Raw genomic sequence first — 16,941 nt, forward strand, 5'->3', positions numbered from 1 at the left:
GAGGGCGACCGCACACCGCGGCCGCCCTCGTCGCGTGCCGGGGCTACGGCGTAAGGCGATGAACGTCGCGCGGGAACAGCGTCACCTCGCGGACGTTGGACGCCTCCACCAGGCGGCCTACCCAGCGCTCCAGTCCGATGGCGAAGCCGCCGTGCGGAGGCATCCCGTGCGCGAACGCCTCCAGGTAGCCGGCGTACGCCGCAGGCGATTCTCCGCGAGCCTCGATCGCAGCGACGACCTCGCTGTGCCGATGCAGCCGCTGTCCGCCGGTCACGAGCTCCAGACCGCGGAACAGGAGGTCGAAGCTGTTGCTCCCCTCCGCGTCGTCGGGCTGCGGATGCGTGTAGAACGGGCGTTTGCGCATCGGGTAGCCCTCGACGGCCAGCACGTCGCTGCCGAACTCCTCCTTCGCCCACGCCCCGAGCGCCCGCTCGTGCGCCGGGGAGAGGTCGGGCTCGTCGGCCGGAGCACCGACCCGACGCAGCGCGTCGCGGAAGTGGACGACGGGGATGTCCTCGGGGATGACGGGGAGCGTCACGTCGAGCAGCGCGAGCTCTTCCGCGGCGTCGGTGCGGATGCCGTCGAGCATGCCGCGCAGCACGTCGCCGAGGAGGTGCAGGACGTCGCGGTGGTCGCGGATGAACCCGAGCTCAACGTCCAGCGACACGTACTCGGACAGATGCCGCACGGTGTCGTGGGGCTCGGCTCGGAAGACCGGCCCCACCTCGTAGACGCGCTCGAACACGCCGACGAGCTGCTGCTTGTAGAACTGCGGGCTCTGCGCGAGGTACCCGGTCCGGCCGAAGTAGTCGACGGGGAACACGTTCGCCCCCGACTCGGTCACGGTGTCGACGATCTTCGGGGTCTGCACCTCGGTGAAGTCCGCAGCGTCGAGCACCCGGCGGAACGCGCGCACGCTCGCCGCGGCGATCTGCCAGGTCGCGCGGCGTGCGGGATGACGCCAGGTCACCGCCGCGTGGTCGAGCAGAGTCGGCAGGCTCGTCTCGAGCGTCGGGCGCCACAGCTCCACGACCGGCGGTGCGGCTGGCTCCGACAGGCTCTCGATCTGCGGGTCGACGATCTCGACGCCGCCGGGGGCCTGCGGGTTCGCGGCAACGGTCCCCGTCACGCGGACCACCGTCTCCTCCGGAGGGAGACCGTCCGCTGGATGCTCGGAGGAACGGACCACGACCTGTGCGAGCCCCGAACGGTCGCGGATGATCAGGAAGGCGACGGTGGCGAGTTCCCTCCGGCGATGGACGTGACCGAGCAGCGTGACGCGGCGACCGGGGACGGCCTCGGCGAGCTCCGCGGTGAGAGTGCGGGCGGGGTCGGGTGATCTCATTTCTCCTCCAGGTTGTGGGAGCCCTGGAGGTGTGGGCGGGGGCCAGATCGCGGTGCCACCACACCTTCGCCGGTGAGAAGCCGGCCTCTCGTCGGTACGCCGGACGCGCGGGGACCGCCTGCCCGGAGGCCGGGGGTCGTCACGCCCCGGCGGTCGCCGCGTCCAGTCTAGGGGCGTTCTCGGCAGATCCACAGAATCACTCGGGTGCCGTCTCGTACCCTGGATTATCCAAGGGGAGTACTCCGACACGGTCGGGTCGTCATTACGGATGCGTCTGCATCCCGGCCTACCGGTCCCGCTCGGGATGGGGAAGACTTTGGCGCTGTTCCGTCACGCCCGAGTCTGGAGTACCCGTTGGAAATCACCCCTTTGATCTGGGTCATCACGATCGCGGTCACCATCGCGTTCTTCGTGTACGAGTTCTTCGCGCACGTCCGCAAGCCGCACGAGCCGAGCATCGGCGAATCCGCACGCTGGTCGATCTTCTACATCAGCCTCGCGCTGCTCTTCGGCGTGGGCATCGGCATGGTGTCCGGCTGGACCTACGGCGGCGAGTACTTCGCCGGCTATCTCACCGAGAAGGCGCTGTCGATCGACAACCTCTTCGTGTTCCTCATCGTGATGACGGGCTTCGCGGTGCCGAAGATCTATCAGCAGAAGGTGCTGATGATCGGCATCGTGATCGCGCTGATCCTCCGCGGCGTCTTCATCGCCGTCGGCGCGACCCTCATCGAGAACTTCTCCTGGATCTTCTACGTCTTCGGCGCGCTGCTGCTCTTCCTCGCGTACCGCCAGGCCTTCAGCACTCACGAGAGCAACCCCGCGAACGGCCGCTTCATGACGTTCGTCCGTCGCCACCTCCCCGTCAGCGAGGAGTACAACGGCGACAAGCTCACGGTCGTCCAGAAGGGCAAGCGCTACGTCACGCCGATGCTGCTGACGATCATCGCGATCGGCTTCATCGACCTCGTCTTCGCCGTCGACTCGATCCCTGCCATCTACGGCCTCACCGACCAGGCGTACATCGTCTTCACCGCGAACGCGTTCGCCCTGATGGGTCTTCGGCAGCTGTACTTCCTCATCGGCGGGCTGCTGGAGCGCCTGGTGTACCTGGCTCAGGGCCTCGCCGTCATCCTCGCGTTCATCGGCGTGAAGCTCGTGCTGCACGCCCTGCACGTCAACGAGGTGCCGTTCATCAACGGCGGTGAGCCGATGCTGTGGGCGCCCGAGATCCCGATCTGGTTCTCGCTGCTCTTCATCGCCGCGACCATCGCGGTCGCCACCGTCGCGAGCCTGATGAAGACGCGCCGGCACCGCAACTCCGTCTCTTCCTCGACCGATTCCACCCCCACCATCGACAAGGAGCACTCTTGAGCGCGCAGCGCTGTTCTGACTCTTCGGACTCTGACAGTACGAGCACCCGGTTCATCCCGGGTGCTCACCCCGCCACCGAGGAGGTCGCCCGCTGATGGGCGATCTGCTCTGGAACATCGCCCTCGTCCTGCTCTTCGTGCTGATCGGCGGTGTCTTCGCTGCGACGGAGATGGCCCTGGTCACGCTGCGTGAGAGCCAGCTCAACGCGATCGCCGCTCGCGGCCGTCGCGGGGCGAAGGTCGCCGCCCTGGCCCGCAACCCCAACACCTTCCTCTCAGCGGTGCAGATCGGCGTGACCGTGGCGGGGTTCGCGTCCGCCGCCTACGGCGCGACCTCGATCGCGCCGTCCGTCGCGCCGCTGCTGGAGGGCTGGGGTGTCGCGCCTCCGCTCGCGATGACGCTCGCCACCATCGTGCTGACGCTGATCATCGCGTACCTGTCGCTCGTGCTCGGCGAGCTCGTGCCGAAGCGGCTCGCGATCCAGCGCAACGCGCAGTTCGCGTACGCCGTGGCGCCGTCGCTGAACGGCTTCGCGACCGTCATGCGCCCGGTGATCTGGCTGCTGTCGGTCTCGACGAACGCCCTCGTCCGCGTGCTCGGCGGCGACCCGCACAAGACGAGCGACGAGCTCACCGACGAGGAGGTGCGCGACATCGTGGCGACCCACCAGGGCCTGCCCGACGACGAGCGCCGCATCCTCGACGACGTGCTCTCCCTGCGCGGACGTCAGGTGAGCGAGGTCATGCGCCCGCGTCCCGAGGTCGTGGCGCTCGACGAAGCGGCGACCGTGGGGGCGGCGATGGAGCAGGTCCGCGAGCTGCCCTTCTCCCGGTACCCCGTGTCCCAGACGTCGATCGACGACATCACCGGCTTCGTGCACGTGCGCGACCTCTTCGAGGCTGCGGCCGACGATCCGGAGCGTCCGCTGCAGGGGCTCGTCCGCGACATCCCCTACATCCCGTCCACCGCGCGGGTGCTGCCCACCCTGACGCGCATGCGGGCGGAGGGGCACCACATCGCGGTCGTCGTGGACGAGTACGGCGGCACCGATGGTCTCGTCACGCTGGAGGACCTCGTGGAGGAGGTCGTCGGCGAGATCTTCGACGAGTACGACGCCGAGGTCTTCATCTCCGCCGACGACGGCTTGGACGGGCGCCTCAACCTGCAGGACTTCGAGGAGGCGACGGGGCTCGCGATGCCCCGGGGGTCTTCCGACACGATCGCGGGGTTCGTCACCGAGCAGCTCGGCCGGCTCGCCGTGGTCGGCGACACCGTCGAGGTGCCGGGCGCGACCATCCAGGTGGCCGAGGTCGATCGGCGGCGCATCGCGCGGGTGCGCGTCTCGATGCACACCGATCCGGGTGCCGAGCGGGGCACCGAGGACTGATGCTCGACCGGGTGGCGGGGCGCGTCAGTCGCGCGCTCCGCTGCCCAGCTCGCGCAGTCCGTCGCCGAGGACCTCGGTCAGGAGTCGGGCGTAGCGGCCGTCCGGATCGAGGTCCGGGTCGAACACGGTGATGCTCGCCCCGATCGCCTGCGGGGCGAGGGCGCGTAGGAGGGCGGTGAGCTCCGCGGCACCGAGACCGCCCGGGTCTGGGCTGTCGACGGCGGGCATCACCGACGGGTCGAGCACGTCGACGTCGAGCTGCAGCCAGTAGCGACCGCCGGCGGACGCGGCGGTCTCAGCGGCGACCGCGTCGGCTCCGCGCGCCAGCACGTCGGCCGCCGGCGTGACGCGCGCGAGGAGGCCGCGGACCTCCGCCTGCTCCTCGTCGTCGTCGCGGTGCCCGATGTGGGCCGTGCGTGCGGAGGAGAAGTACGGCGCGAGTCCGTCGATGTCGGCGATCGCCGGCCAGTGCTCGCCGACCGCGGCCGCCAGCGCTTCGCCGGCCACGCTCGCGCACTCGTCGCTGTTGCCCGGGTGGCGGAAGTCGGTGTGCCCGTCGATGTGCACGAGGCCCGCGCCTCCACGGCGCTTCACGGCGATCCCGGCGCCGACGAGGATGCCGCAGTCGCCCCCGATCACGAGCGGGGCGCGGCCCTCGTCGAGGACCTCGCCGATACGCGAAGCCAGGCGGAGGGAGTGGTCGACGAAGGCGGCCTCGTTCCGCACCCGGCCGGCGGGCCGCGTGGCGTCGTCGTCCACGTAGCGTCCGGCGAGCACGATGCCGCCGTCGCTCGCGCCCTGATCGGTGAAGCGCCGGAACAACCCCGCCTCCCGGAACGCTTCCGGCGCCTTCGCGGAGCCGGGTACGCTGCCGGGCTCCGGCGGGCGCAGGCCGAGGTTGCTGGGGGCCGACAGCAGAGTGATCATGCGCTCATCCTGCCCCGGGCCCCCGACATCGCCTCCGCTCAGCGGATGGCGTAGACGGCGCTGCCGACGATCACCGCGATGACAGTTGTCCAGCCGATGATCGCGACGGCCTGCCACACGAGGATGCGTCCCTTGCCGATGCCGGACGCGGCGAGCATGGTGGCGGTGAAGTGCGTCGGCAGCAGCAGCGGTCCCAGCAGGCTCACCCCGGGGACGCCGTAGCGCTCGAACGCGCGCTGGAACTTCTCGCGGCGGGCGGAGCCGTGTCCGGTCTCCACCGGGACGCCGTCGGCCTCCAGGCTCGTCCCGCCGCCCACCGTCACCGGCTGCTTCGCCCGCGAGCGGTCCACGATGGCTCGGCGGGCGCCCGCGCTGGCGAGCACCAGGATCGCGACGCAGAGGAAGTTGCCGACCATCGCGGCGACGGCTGCGACTACGGGCGGGATGCCGCCGAGGATGCCGATGCTCGCGGCACCCTCGCCTTCGACGAACGGCACCGCTCCGGCGAGGGCGACGATGAGGGGCTGGACGAGGTCGGGGACCTGGGCGACGAGGTTCTGGAAGGTCTCGATGAGGTTCATGGGGGAAGCTCCGGGTGTCGGTGCAGACGGTCTCTCCGTCGCGATGACCCCAGTCCAGTCGATGGCGGCCTGAGGCGGCAGTGCCGCCGCGTCATCGCTCTCCGTGCGGTTCGCACCCGGATCCCGTGACATGTGTCACGCCTCTATCGTGGGGAGCGTGAGCAGTCCTTCCCTCGCTTTCTCCGATCCCGGTCCCGGTGCCCGCCAGCTCGCGCGGGGCATCACCGCCACCTGGTGGTACACGGTGACGGCCATCCTCTTCATCGAGCTCATGCTGGTCGGGGCGTGGACTGGCATCGCGGTGGCCCGTGACTTCTCCGGCGTGTCACTCCTCGTCGTGGGCGTCGGCGGCATCGTCTGGACCGCATCCACCCTTCCGCTGCTGATCGACTACCGTCATCGTGTCGACGCCGGGCCGGGAGTGGCATGGCCTCGACTGCTCGTGGCGGTCGTGGTCGCGCTCGCATACGGCGGTGTCGCGGGTGCCATGATCGGCTCCTGGCAGCTCGCCGCGATGCCCGTGGTGCAGGTTTTCGTGCTGTTGAGCTGGCCGCGCGGGGTCCGCGTGCGGGTCGTCGTGGTCGCGACGGTCATCCTCGTCGCTCTCGCCCTGGTCGACTCGGCCATGGCCTTCGCCGCCGGAATCCCGTGGTGGGTCCCGGTGATATACGGCGCCATGCTCCCGGGGATCATCGTGAGCTCGCTGTGGTGGTGGGACGTGCTCGTGACCCTCGATCGGGCACGCGCCTCGGAGGCGCGACTGGCCGCGACGCAGGAGCGCCTGCGCGTGGCGACCGACGTGCATGACCTCCAGGGGCATCATCTCCAGGTGATCGCCCTGCAGCTCGAACTGGCGGAGCGCCTGCTGCCCACCGATCCGCAGGCGGGGATGGAGCAGCTCCGCGCCGCCAGGGCGAGTGTGGACGACGCGCGACAGGGCACCAGGGACCTCGCCACGCGGTTCCGGTCCGTGCCCCTCGGAGACGAGCTGGCGAACGCCCGAGACCTGCTCGTGGCGGCAGGGCTGACGGTGGAGGCGCGGATCCACCCGGATGCGGACGCGGCACCCGCGGCCGACCTCGGCCCGGTGATCCGGGAGACGACCACGAACGTCCTGCGGCACGGACGCGGCGGTCACGCGCGCCTGATCCTCGACCGGACGGCGGACGCCTGGCGGTACGAGGTCGCCAACGACGTCGACTCCGCGGCCGAGGACGGGGCGGGCGGCTCCGGGCTCGAGGGCGTCCGCCGACGGATCGGCGAGGCGGGCGGCACGTTCGAGCAGCGGCGGGACGCCGACGAGTTCGTCGTGACGGTCACCGTGCCCGCGCGGGCGGAGATCGTCCGATGATCCGGGTGCTGCTCGCCGACGACGAGGGCATGATCCGCTCCGCGCTCGCCGCGCTGCTGCGCCTCGAGGCCGACATCGACGTCGTCGCGGAGTGCGCGGACGGCGAGGAGGCCGTCGCCGCCGCCGTCCGGCTCGAACCCGACGTGTGCCTGCTCGATCTGGAGATGCCGGGACTCGACGGCGTGCAGGTCGCCGAGAGGCTCCACCGCACGATCGCGACCCGCTGCATCGTCGTCACCCGGCACGCCCGCCCCGGGGTGCTCCGGCGGGCGCTCGCCTCCGGCGTCTCCGGGTTCGTGCCCAAGTCGCGAGGAGCGGACGAGCTCGCCGCGATCATCCGCCGCGTCGCGGCCGGCGCCCGGTACGTCGATCCGGAGATCGCCGCGGATGCGCTGAGCGACGAGCGGTCGCCGCTCACCGATCGGGAGCTGGATGTGCTCCGCGCCGGGCGTCGAGGGGAGACCACGGGACAGATCGCGCGGGCGCTCGCGCTGGCGCCGGGGACGGTGCGCAACCACATCTCCGTCATCCTCGGGAAGCTCTCGGTGAGCACCCGTCAGCAGGCCGTGCTCGTCGCCGAGGAGCGCGGCTGGATCTGAGCATCGTCACGCGTCCGATTCGGTCGTCACGGCCTGCGAGAATGGAGGCGCCGAGTCCCGAGCCGAGGAGCACACGTGCCGTTCATCTCCACCCGCGGCGGCATGCAGCCGCAGTCGTTCAGCGAGACGCTGCTGGAGGGCCTGGCGCCCGACGGCGGCCTGGCCGTCCCCGACGTCATGCCCGAGGTCGACGGCGAGACGCTCGAGCGCTGGCGAGCCCTGACCTATCCGCAGTTGGCGACCGAGGTGCTCGGCCTCTTCGCGACCGACATCCCGCGGGAGGACCTCGCCCGGATGACGGCGGCGGCGTACGCGGACTTCCCGGACGGCGTCGTCCCGCTGCGTCGCGTGGACGACGACCTCACGCTGGTCGGCCTCTCCGAGGGCCCGACGCTGGCGTTCAAGGACATGGCCATGCAGTTCCTCGGGCAGGTGCTGGAGTACACGCTCGAGCGCCAGGGCTCGGTCCTCAACATCCTCGGCGCGACCTCGGGTGACACCGGCTCGGCCGCGGAGCACGCCCTGCGCGGCAAGGAGCGCGTCGCGGTGTTCATGCTGTCGCCGCAGGGCCGGATGAGCGCGTTCCAGCGGGCGCAGATGTTCTCGCTCGACGACGCGAACGTGCACAATATCGCGGTGGAGGGCGTCTTCGACGACTGCCAGAACCTCGTGAAGAAGCTCGCCGGCGACCTCGACTTCAAGCGCGCTCAGCACCTGGGCGCCGTGAACTCGATCAACCTCGCCCGCATCACCGCGCAGACGGTCTACTACTTCTGGGCGTGGCTGCGCGCGACCGACGCCGGCGGCTGGGCCGAGGTGTCGTTCACCGTCCCCTCGGGGAACTTCGGCAACATCCTCTCCGGATTCTTCGCGAAGCAGATGGGACTGCCAATCCGGCGCCTCGTCCTCGCCGCGAACGAGAACAACGTGCTCGACGAGTTCTTCCGCACGGGGGTGTATCGTCCCCGCAGCGCCGCCCAGACGCTGGCGACCTCGAGCCCCTCGATGGACATCTCGAAGGCGTCGAACCTCGAGCGGTTCATCTTCGAGCTCGTGGACCGCGACCCGGCGCGCGTGGTCGGGGCCTGGGATGACCTGGAGGCGCAGGGCTTCTTCGACTTCTCGTCCGAGCAGCCGCGCTTCGCGGAGGAGTTCGGCATCGTGAGCGGCACCTCGACGCACGAGGACCGGCTCGCGACCATCCGCGACGTGTACGAGGCCTCGGGCGAGGTGATCGACCCGCACACCGCCGACGGCGTGAAGGTCGCACGGGAGTATGTGGAGCCCGGCGTGCCGATGCTGGTGCTGGAGACGGCCAAGCCCGAGAAGTTCGCCGAGACGATCCACGAGGCCATCGGAGTCGAGCTGGCGTACGCTCCCGAGCTCCGCGCCATGCTCGACGCCCCTCAGCACGTCACCGAGATGCCCGACGACGAGCACGCTCTCCGTGCCTTCATCGAGGCAAACGCCCTGCACTGACCCGCGAGACCCCTCTTTCGCGCCGAAACCCCCTGTCCCGGACGCCGGAGACAGGGGGTTTCGACGTGAACCCGGGGTCTCGGCGAAACGAGAGGGGAAGTGTGCGAGATGCACAGTGCGAGGAGGGATCGGGGCGGAGTGCACATGTCGTGGGAGCTGACGGGGTGAGTACCGTGGCGGTCAACCCGTTCCCTCCTCCCGAAGGATCCTCATGGCACGCACGGCGCACGCAGACGACTTCGCGCTCTCCCGAGTGACTCCTGAGGCCCGCAAGCCCTGGTTCGGAATCGCCGTTCAGCGATTCGGACAGGTCTCGGCCCTCTCGCAGTTCCTCCTCGGCGCGACCCTCGGTTACAGCATGACCTTCGGCGAGGCCGTCCTCGCCTTCCTCTTCGGCTCGATCATCCTCGAGGTGATCATGTGCGTGGTCGGCTTCATCGGCCAGCGCGAGGGCCTGAACACCGCGCTCCTCGCCCGCTGGACCGGCTTCGGTGAGATCGGCGCCTCGCTGGTCGGGCTCGCGATCGGCATCAGCCTCATCGGCTGGTTCGGCATCCAGTCCGCCATCTCCGCGCAATCGCTCGATGCCCTGATGCCGGGGGCCCTGCCGGTGTGGGCGTGGAGCCTCATCTTCGGCCTCGCCGTCACCGCGATCGTCGCCTTCGGCTTCGTCGGCATGCAGTGGCTCGCGAACATCACGGTGCCGCTGTTCCTGATCCTCGTGGGCTGGTCGGTCATCTCCGAGCTCACCCGCCACGACATCGGCGAGCTGCTGACCGGCCCCGCACCCGGCCCGACCATGAGCGTCTGGGCGGGCACCGGCATCGTCGCCGGTGGTCTCATCGTCGGGGCGATCATCACCGGCGACATGACCCGGTTCAACCGTTCCCGCGCCGATGTCGTCAAGCAGACGGTGCTGGGCGTCTCTCTCGGCGAGTTCGTGATCGGTCTCGCGGGCGTGCTCCTCGCCCACGCGGCGGCGACCGGCGACATCGTCGCGATCGTGACCTCGTCCGTCGGCTTCATCGGTCTGTTCATCGTCCTCACCGGCACGCTGAAGATCAACGACTGGAACCTGTACTCCTCCACCCTCGGCCTGGTGAACTTCATCTCCACCGCTTTCGGGAAGAACCTGCATCGCGTCACCACGACGATCGTCCTCGGCGTGGTGGGATCGGTGCTGGCCGCCGTCGGCATCCTTGGCCAGTTCACCGAGTTCCTCGTCGTGCTCAGCGTCGCGTTCCCACCGATCGCCGGGATCATGGTCGCGGAGTACTACGTCGTGCGGCGCTGGCGTCCCGAGCTCGACGCGACCCGCGAGGCTGGAACCCTGCCGGCGACCGCCCCACGGATCGTCCCCGCCACGATCATCGTCTGGCTGGTCTCCTCGCTGGTCGGCTACTTCGTGACCTGGGGCATCCCTTCCCTGCTCAGCCTCTTCCTGTCGATGGTGCTCTACATCGTCGCCGGCAAGCTCGGCTGGGTGAGCGGCGTCGGCGTCGCGACCACCCGGCAGGCGAGCCCCGTCGACAGCGCCCCCGCCGCGGTCTGAGCAGACCCGCCGGAAAAGAACCTCCCCACGAAAGCGAGCATCATGCACATCGGTATCGACGTCGGCGGCACCAACACCGACGCCGTCCTCATGGACGGCACCCGCACCCTGGCCGGGGTGAAGCACTCCACCACCCCGGACGTGACGAGCGGGATCGTCCAGGCGATCGAGGACCTGCGGGCGGGCCACTCCTTCGAGGGGGCTGACATCGATGCGGTGATGATCGGCACGACGCACTTCATCAACGCACTTGTGCAGGCGAGCCGGCTCGCCCCGGTCGCGGCACTCCGGCTCGGCCTGCCCGCGACGCGGGCCTTGCCGCCGCTGATCGACTGGCCGGAGGTGCTCGTCGCCGCCACCCAGGCGCGCAGCTATCTCGCGCACGGAGGCTACGAGTTCGACGGCCGTCCGATCTCGCCGCTCGACCCTGACGAGATCCGCGCGCACGCCGAGGACATGAAGGCGCACGGCATCCGCTCCGTCGCCATCTCCTCGGTGTTCAGTCCGGTCAATCACGACCTGGAAGTGCAGGCCGCCGAGATCGTCGCCTCGGTGCTGGGCGAGGACGCCGCCATCTCGCTGTCGCACGAGATCGGCCGCATCGGACTGCTGGAGCGCGAGAACGCGACGATCATCAACGCCGCCCTCCGCGAACTCGCGTCGGAGATCGTCGACGGGCTCACCTCGGCGGTCCGCGCGCAGGGCATCGAGGCGCCGATCTTCCTCAGCCAGAACGACGGCACGCTCATGGACGAGGACTACGTGCGGCGGTACCCGGTCGCGACCTTCGCCTCCGGCCCCACCAACTCGATGCGCGGGGCGGCGGCCACCAGCGGTCTCGTCGACTGCGCCGTCATCGACGTGGGCGGGACCACGGCCGACATCGGTCTGCTCATCAACGGGTTCCCCCGGGAGACGGCGAACGAGGTGAAGGTCGCGGGCATCCGCACGAACTTCCGGATGCCGGACGTGCTCTCCCTCGGGATCGGCGGTGGCAGCATCGTCGACGAGGAGACGGCCGAGGTGGGCCCGGCGTCGGTCGGGTACAGGCTGACGACGGAGGCACTGGTCTTCGGCGGCTCGACCCTGACCGCCACCGATATCGCGGTCGCCGCCGGGCGGGCGCAGGTGGGGGATCCCGCCAAGGTCGCGCACCTCGACTCCGCGTTCGTCGAGCGCGTGCTCGCCCGCATCGCGGAGCGCGTCGCCGAGGCGGTCGACCGCATGCGCACGTCGCCGGAGCCCATCGCGGTCGTGGCCGTGGGCGGCGGGTCCATCCTGCTGCCCGACGAGCTGCCCCTGTTCGGCACCGTGCATCGTCCGGAGAACTACGCGGTCGCCAACGCCATCGGCGCCTCGATCGCGCAGGTCGGCGGCGAGATCGACAAGGTCTACGCCATCGAGCCGGGGCGTCGCGACGAGACGATCGCCGAGGTGCGCGCGGAAGCCGTCGACAAGGCCATCGCGGCCGGCGCCAAGCCCGCCACCGTGTCCGTCATCGACTTCGACGAGGTCCCCATCCCGTACCTTCCCGGCAACGCCACGCGCATCCGCGTGAAGGCCGTCGGCGACCTCGACATGGGGGCCTGACATGGGCACGACGATCACCGCCGCCGACATCGACGGCCTCGCCCGCGGTGCGGCCGTGCTCGGCACCGGAGGAGGCGGCGACCCCTACATCGGCGCGCTCCTCGCCCGCCAGGCTCTCGCCACCGGAGATGTCACGGTCGTGGCGCTCGACGAGGTGTCGGACGACGCCCTCGTGCTGTTCGTGGCGATGATGGGCGCGCCCACCGTCATGGTCGAGAAGCTGCCGAGCCTCGCGGAGGTCATCGAGCCGGTCAAGGCGCTCGGCGTCCACCTCGGCCGCCCGGTCACGCACATCGCCTGCGCCGAGGTCGGCGGGGTGAACTCGACGATCCCGATCGCCGCCGCCGCCGCGCTCGGGCTTCCGCTCGTCGATGCGGACGGCATGGGACGCGCGTTCCCCGAACTGCAGATGGTGCTCCCGACGCTCTACGGCGTGACGGCCTCGCCGCTCGCGTTCAGCGACGAGAAGGGGAACACCGGCGTGCTGCAGACCGCCGACAACTCCTGGACCGAGCGCATCGCCCGCGTCGCGTGCGTCGAGATGGGCTGCTCCGTCATGATCTCGGGCTTCTCGATGTCGGGTGCCGCCGCGCGGCAGTCGCTGGTGGCGGGATCGCTGTCCCGCTGCATCGAGATCGGGAAGCGGATCGCGGGGGCCCGCGAGGCGAAGACCGACCCGGTCGCCGCCGTCGTGGAGCTCCTCGGCGGCCGGGAGCTGTTCAGCGGCAAGGTCGCCGACGTGAACCGGGCCACGACGACCGGCTTCGCGCGCGGTCGGGCACGGATCGACGGAGAGAGCGGGGCCTCGCTGACGCTGCAGTTCCAGAACGAGCACCTCGTCGCGGAGGCGGACGGGCGGGTGCTCGCGACCACCCCCGACCTCATCATGGTCCTCGACGGCGAGTCGGGGGAGCCCGTCACGACCGAAGGGCTGCGCTACGGCCAGCGCGTCCGCGTGATCGCCGCTCCCGCTGACGAGCGCTGGCACTCGGACGCGGCTCTCGCAATGGTCGGCCCGGGGTACTTCGGCTACGACATCCCGGCGCACCGGTTCGACGGCACGGTCTCCGCCGGAGACGCCGCGACGGGGGCCGCCGCATGAGCTGGGAGCTGACGGCGGCGGACCTGCCCGACCTCGCCCGCGGCGCGACGCTGCTCGGCACCGGCGGAGGGGGCGACCCCTACATCGGCAAGATGCTGGTGGAGCGGGTGCTCGGCGACCGGTCGATCACGATCCTCGACCCGGACGACCTCGCCGACGACCTCTTCGTCATCCCGACCGCGCAGATGGGGGCGCCGACCGTGATGGTCGAGAAGATCCCCGCCGGCACCGAGCCCACGCTCGCCCTGCGCACCCTGGAGGACCACCTCGGACGCCGGGCCGATGCGACCATGCCGATCGAGTGCGGGGGGATCAACTCGATGATCCCGCTCATCGTCGCCGCGGAGACCGGCCTTCCGGTCGTGGACGCGGACGGCATGGGCCGGGCGTTCCCCGAGCTGTCGATGGAGACCTTCGCGGTCTACGGCGTGCACGGCTCGCCGCTCGCGCTCGCCGGAGAGCGCGGAGAGCGCGTCGTCATCGACACCGGGGACGACGATCGTCAGATGGAGTGGCTCGCCCGCGGGATCACGATCCGGCTGGGTGGCGTCGGTCACATCGCCGAGTACGCCATGACCGGTGCCGACGTCCGGCGCACAGCGGTGCCGCGGACCATCTCGATGGCCCTCGCGCTCGGCCGGGCGATCCGGCTCGCCCGGGAGGAGCATCGCTCGCCGTTCCAGGCGATCGCCGCGACGCTCGCGACGACGCTCTACCCGCATGTGCGCGAACTCTGCGTCGGGAAGGTGGTGGACGTCGAGCGACGGACCACCGAGGGCTTCGCCAAGGGGAGGGCCGTCATCGCGCCGCTGGGGGCCGAGGACGACACGTTCGAGATCGCGTTCCAGAACGAGAACCTCACCGCACGGCGCGGCGGACAGCTCGTCGCGATCGTTCCCGATCTCATCTGCGTCGTCGATCACGAGACCGCCGAGCCCATCACCACGGAGGGCCTCCGCTACGGTCAGCGGGTCCGGGTGCTCGGCATCTCGACGCCGGCGATGATGCGCACGCCCGAGGCTCTGGCCGCCTTCGGGCCCTCCGCCTTCGGGCTGACCGAGGAGTTCGCTCCCGTCGAGGGGATGGCCGCGTCCTAGGCTGGATCCCATGAGGCTGGAGCGGGACGACCTGGAGGCGCTCGCCCGCGGGTACGCCCTGCTCGGCTCCGGCGGCGGCGGGTCCACGACGATGCTCGAACTCATCCTCGGAACCACCGCGCCCTGGCCCCTCGACGTCGCGCCGGTGGATGCGCTGGACCCCGCCACGCCGTGTCTCGGCGTGGCCTTCGTCGGGTCGACGATGCTGCTCGGCGAGCGGATGCCCGGTGCCGCGCCCTTCGCCCCGCTGCTGCGGGCGGTGGAGAGATGGCTCGGGCATCCCGTCCCGGCGGTGTGCTCGCTCGAGGGCGGAGGGATGAACGGCCTCGCGCCGCTCACCCTGGCTGGATCGCACACCGTGGTGGACGCCGACTGCACGGGTCGTGCGGTGCCCGGACTCGACCAGATGTCGCTGTTCGTCGACCGCGTGCCGGGGCTGGTGTTCGCGTGCGAGACCGGGGCCGACGGGGTGGCGCTCGTGGAGGCGACGAGAGCGATCGATGCCGAGCGCGTGGTGCGTTCGGCCATCATCCAGGCCGGAGGCGTCGGCTGCGCCGTTCTCGCCGGCTTCACCGTCGGCGACCTGCGGGAGCACGCCATCGCCGACCACCTCGCCCGAGCGCTCGCCCTCGGCCGCAGCTTCCTGGCGCACCGGGCCGCGCCGCTGCCGGTCCTCGCCGAGGTCCTCGGGGGGACGCTGCTCGCCGAGGGCCGCATCGTGACCACCGCGTCCTCCGCGGCCGACCCGCACGTGAACGCGGTCGAGATCGCCGGACTCGGCGGCGCGGTGCACCGCATCGTGACACGGTCCGAGACGCTGGCGGTGCTCACCGACGGTCTGCTCGTCGCCGCGGCGCCCGAGATCATCGTCCTCCTGGACGCCGTCTCCCGAGACGTCCTCGAAGTCACCGAGCTGGCCCCCGGGCGCACCGTTGCGGCCCTCGCCCTCCCCGCTCCCGCATGGTGGAACGCCCGCCCCGAGCGCCGGGCCCGTGTCGTCCCTTCCGCCTACGGGCTCGTCGATCTGGACGCGGCATGAGCGGGGCGCTCGCGCTGCCGGCGCTGCTGGCGCAGGAGGAGAACGGTGTCCTCCGCCACGTCGCAGGCCCTCGGGATGTGGCGTGGGATGCGGTGGTGGTGGAAGCCGGCGAGTCCGACCTGCCCGACGAGGGCACCGGCCGGCTCGCGATCCTCACGGCCGGGGCGCCGATCGCCACCTGGCAGCAGGACGCGATGCTGCGCCGCGTCCGCGACCGCGGGTTCACGGGGCTCGCCCTCCCCGGTGCCGCCGGTGTCGACCCCGGGGCGCTCCGCCTCGCGGACCGGATCGGTCTGGCCCTGCTCGACGTCGAGAGGCCGGTCCAGCTCGCCCGCGCCTGCTGGATGCTCATCGAGGCCCGCGACGCTCTGACGCTCACGAGGGTGCGCAAGGTCGCGCAGTCGTTCGAGTACGCCGCCGACGACCTCGGCGACCTGCTCGGACACCTCGCGGCGAACCTCGGTCTGGGCGTCGCCCTCGTCGACGCCGCGGGAGTGCTCCGTGAAGCCGGCGGACACCTGGATGCCGAACTGCACGCGGCGATCCGATTCGATGCGTGGAGCGACAGTGCCAGGGCGGGGGAGGGCGCGGCCGCCTCGGTGCGGGTGGACAGCCCCGGCCGGTCCGGTCTGCGTCTCGTCCTGTTCGGCCACGGCTTCGGAGAGGCCCAGCTGCGGTCGCTCCTGGTGGCCGCGGAGGTCGCCATGCCCGCGGTGGCCGCCCGCATCCTCATCGACGAGATCGCGGCCGTCAACGACGTCGCGGCCTCCTCAGGACTACTGCGGGACTTCGTCGAGCTCCGCGGAGCCGCCGATGCCGATGTGGAACGGCGCATGGCGGAGCGCGGGTGGCGCACCGGCGGGCATCACCTCGGCTTCCGCATGGTGGCGCGCAGCCGGCTGGAGCCGCTCGCACTCCTCCGTGCGATCAGGCCCGGGCTCAGCGCGATCGACGCCGAGGCGCACGCGACCACGGCGGGTCGAGGCCTCAGCGGCTGGCTCTCGTTCGCTGAGGCCCCGGGGCCCGACCGCATCGAGCGGGCCGTGGCGGCACTGCGCGACCTCCACCTCGCGGCGCTACGCGACTTCGCGGTGGCGACCGGGGTGGGCTCCGCACAGACCGGGCCGGAAGGACTGGCGGCGACGCTCGATGAGGCCGGCGACGCGGCGCGCATCGCCGCGGACCGATCGGCGACGGGATGGTTCGTCCGCGTCGACAGCCTCGGGCTCGAGCAGCTCCTGCTCGCCTGGACCGGCAACGACACCTTCGTCCCGGCCGCGCAATCACTGCTCGCACCCCTGCGGGAGGGGAACGGGGAGCTGCTCACGACCCTGTCGGCGTACCTCGACCACGAATCCGGCATCGCGGCGACGGCGACCGCACTCGGACTGCACCGCAACACGGTGGCGGTGCGGATCCGCCGCGTGCAGGAACTCCTCGGCATCGACATGCGCGACCCCGAGGCGCGGCTGGCGCTGCATCTCGCGTGCCGGGCGGTGCTGCCGCGCTGAGTCCGGC

General features: G+C 71.1%; 14 protein-coding genes. 11 read left to right on the plus strand and 3 right to left on the minus strand.

Translation table 11 applies throughout. The annotated features are described in order from the left end of the window. Window positions 1-43: 43 nt before the first annotated feature. Window positions 44-1,345, minus strand: coding sequence for an aspartate--tRNA(Asn) ligase (gene aspS, locus CJ226_RS00520; protein WP_102208017.1), 1,302 nt, complete (start codon window positions 1,343-1,345; stop codon window positions 44-46). Window positions 1,346-1,699: 354 nt separating this feature from the next. Between aspS and CJ226_RS00525 the strand changes: the two genes are divergently transcribed. Next, window positions 1,700-2,719 (plus strand): TerC family protein, encoded by a 1,020-nt coding sequence (locus tag CJ226_RS00525; RefSeq protein ID WP_102208018.1) that lies wholly within the window; start codon window positions 1,700-1,702, stop codon window positions 2,717-2,719. A 94-nt stretch (window positions 2,720-2,813) separates the two neighbouring features. Then, on the plus strand, window positions 2,814-4,106 hold the full coding sequence (locus CJ226_RS00530) for a hemolysin family protein (protein WP_102208019.1): 1,293 nt from the start codon (window positions 2,814-2,816) through the stop codon (window positions 4,104-4,106). A 24-nt stretch (window positions 4,107-4,130) separates the two neighbouring features. Here CJ226_RS00530 and CJ226_RS00535 read toward each other — a convergent pair whose 3' ends face one another. Together CJ226_RS00535 and CJ226_RS00540 are read right to left on the minus strand one after the other, a co-directional pair. Then, window positions 4,131-5,033: an arginase family protein gene (locus CJ226_RS00535; protein ID WP_102208020.1), complete on the minus strand. Its 903-nt coding sequence runs from the start codon at window positions 5,031-5,033 to the stop codon at window positions 4,131-4,133. A 38-nt stretch (window positions 5,034-5,071) separates the two neighbouring features. After that, a complete protein-coding gene (locus CJ226_RS00540; RefSeq protein WP_102208021.1) occupies window positions 5,072-5,614 on the minus strand; it encodes a small multidrug efflux protein in 543 nt (180 codons plus the stop codon). 157 nt (window positions 5,615-5,771) lie between these two features. Between CJ226_RS00540 and CJ226_RS00545 the strand changes: the two genes are divergently transcribed. The 9 genes from CJ226_RS00545 to CJ226_RS00585 all read left to right on the plus strand — a co-directional run bounded on the left by CJ226_RS00545 (window position 5,772) and on the right by CJ226_RS00585 (window position 16,934). Continuing rightward, the gene (locus CJ226_RS00545; protein WP_257996416.1) at window positions 5,772-6,965 is read left to right on the plus strand and encodes a sensor histidine kinase; all 1,194 of its coding nucleotides are present in this window, start codon (window positions 5,772-5,774) and stop codon (window positions 6,963-6,965) included. Beyond that, a complete protein-coding gene (locus tag CJ226_RS00550; protein ID WP_062635637.1) occupies window positions 6,962-7,564 on the plus strand; it encodes a response regulator transcription factor in 603 nt (200 codons plus the stop codon). The genes CJ226_RS00545 and CJ226_RS00550 overlap by 4 nt, the downstream gene beginning before the upstream one ends. Before the next feature lie 75 nt (window positions 7,565-7,639). After that, window positions 7,640-9,043, plus strand: a complete 1,404-nt coding sequence (thrC, locus tag CJ226_RS00555; RefSeq protein WP_102208023.1) for a threonine synthase — start codon at window positions 7,640-7,642, stop codon at window positions 9,041-9,043. A 211-nt stretch (window positions 9,044-9,254) separates the two neighbouring features. Next, window positions 9,255-10,595, plus strand: a complete 1,341-nt coding sequence (locus tag CJ226_RS00560; RefSeq protein ID WP_102208024.1) for a cytosine permease — start codon at window positions 9,255-9,257, stop codon at window positions 10,593-10,595. A 42-nt stretch (window positions 10,596-10,637) separates the two neighbouring features. After that, on the plus strand, window positions 10,638-12,185 hold the full coding sequence (locus CJ226_RS00565; protein WP_102208025.1) for a hydantoinase/oxoprolinase N-terminal domain-containing protein: 1,548 nt from the start codon (window positions 10,638-10,640) through the stop codon (window positions 12,183-12,185). Window position 12,186: 1 nt separating this feature from the next. Beyond that, window positions 12,187-13,287 (plus strand): DUF917 domain-containing protein, encoded by a 1,101-nt coding sequence (locus CJ226_RS00570; protein WP_102208026.1) that lies wholly within the window; start codon window positions 12,187-12,189, stop codon window positions 13,285-13,287. After that, window positions 13,284-14,384: a DUF917 domain-containing protein gene (locus CJ226_RS00575; RefSeq protein WP_102208027.1), complete on the plus strand. Its 1,101-nt coding sequence runs from the start codon at window positions 13,284-13,286 to the stop codon at window positions 14,382-14,384. Before CJ226_RS00570 ends, CJ226_RS00575 begins: the two co-directional genes overlap by 4 nt. A 10-nt stretch (window positions 14,385-14,394) precedes the next feature. Continuing rightward, a complete protein-coding gene (locus CJ226_RS00580; RefSeq protein WP_085603898.1) occupies window positions 14,395-15,423 on the plus strand; it encodes a DUF917 family protein in 1,029 nt (342 codons plus the stop codon). Beyond that, complete coding sequence (locus tag CJ226_RS00585) at window positions 15,420-16,934, plus strand: helix-turn-helix domain-containing protein (protein ID WP_102208028.1); 1,515 nt, start codon at window positions 15,420-15,422, stop codon at window positions 16,932-16,934. The genes CJ226_RS00580 and CJ226_RS00585 overlap by 4 nt, the downstream gene beginning before the upstream one ends. Window positions 16,935-16,941 lie beyond the last annotated feature (7 nt).

The organism is Microbacterium sp. UMB0228, assembly GCF_002871415.1.
Classification (GTDB): Bacteria; Actinomycetota; Actinomycetes; order Actinomycetales; family Microbacteriaceae; genus Microbacterium.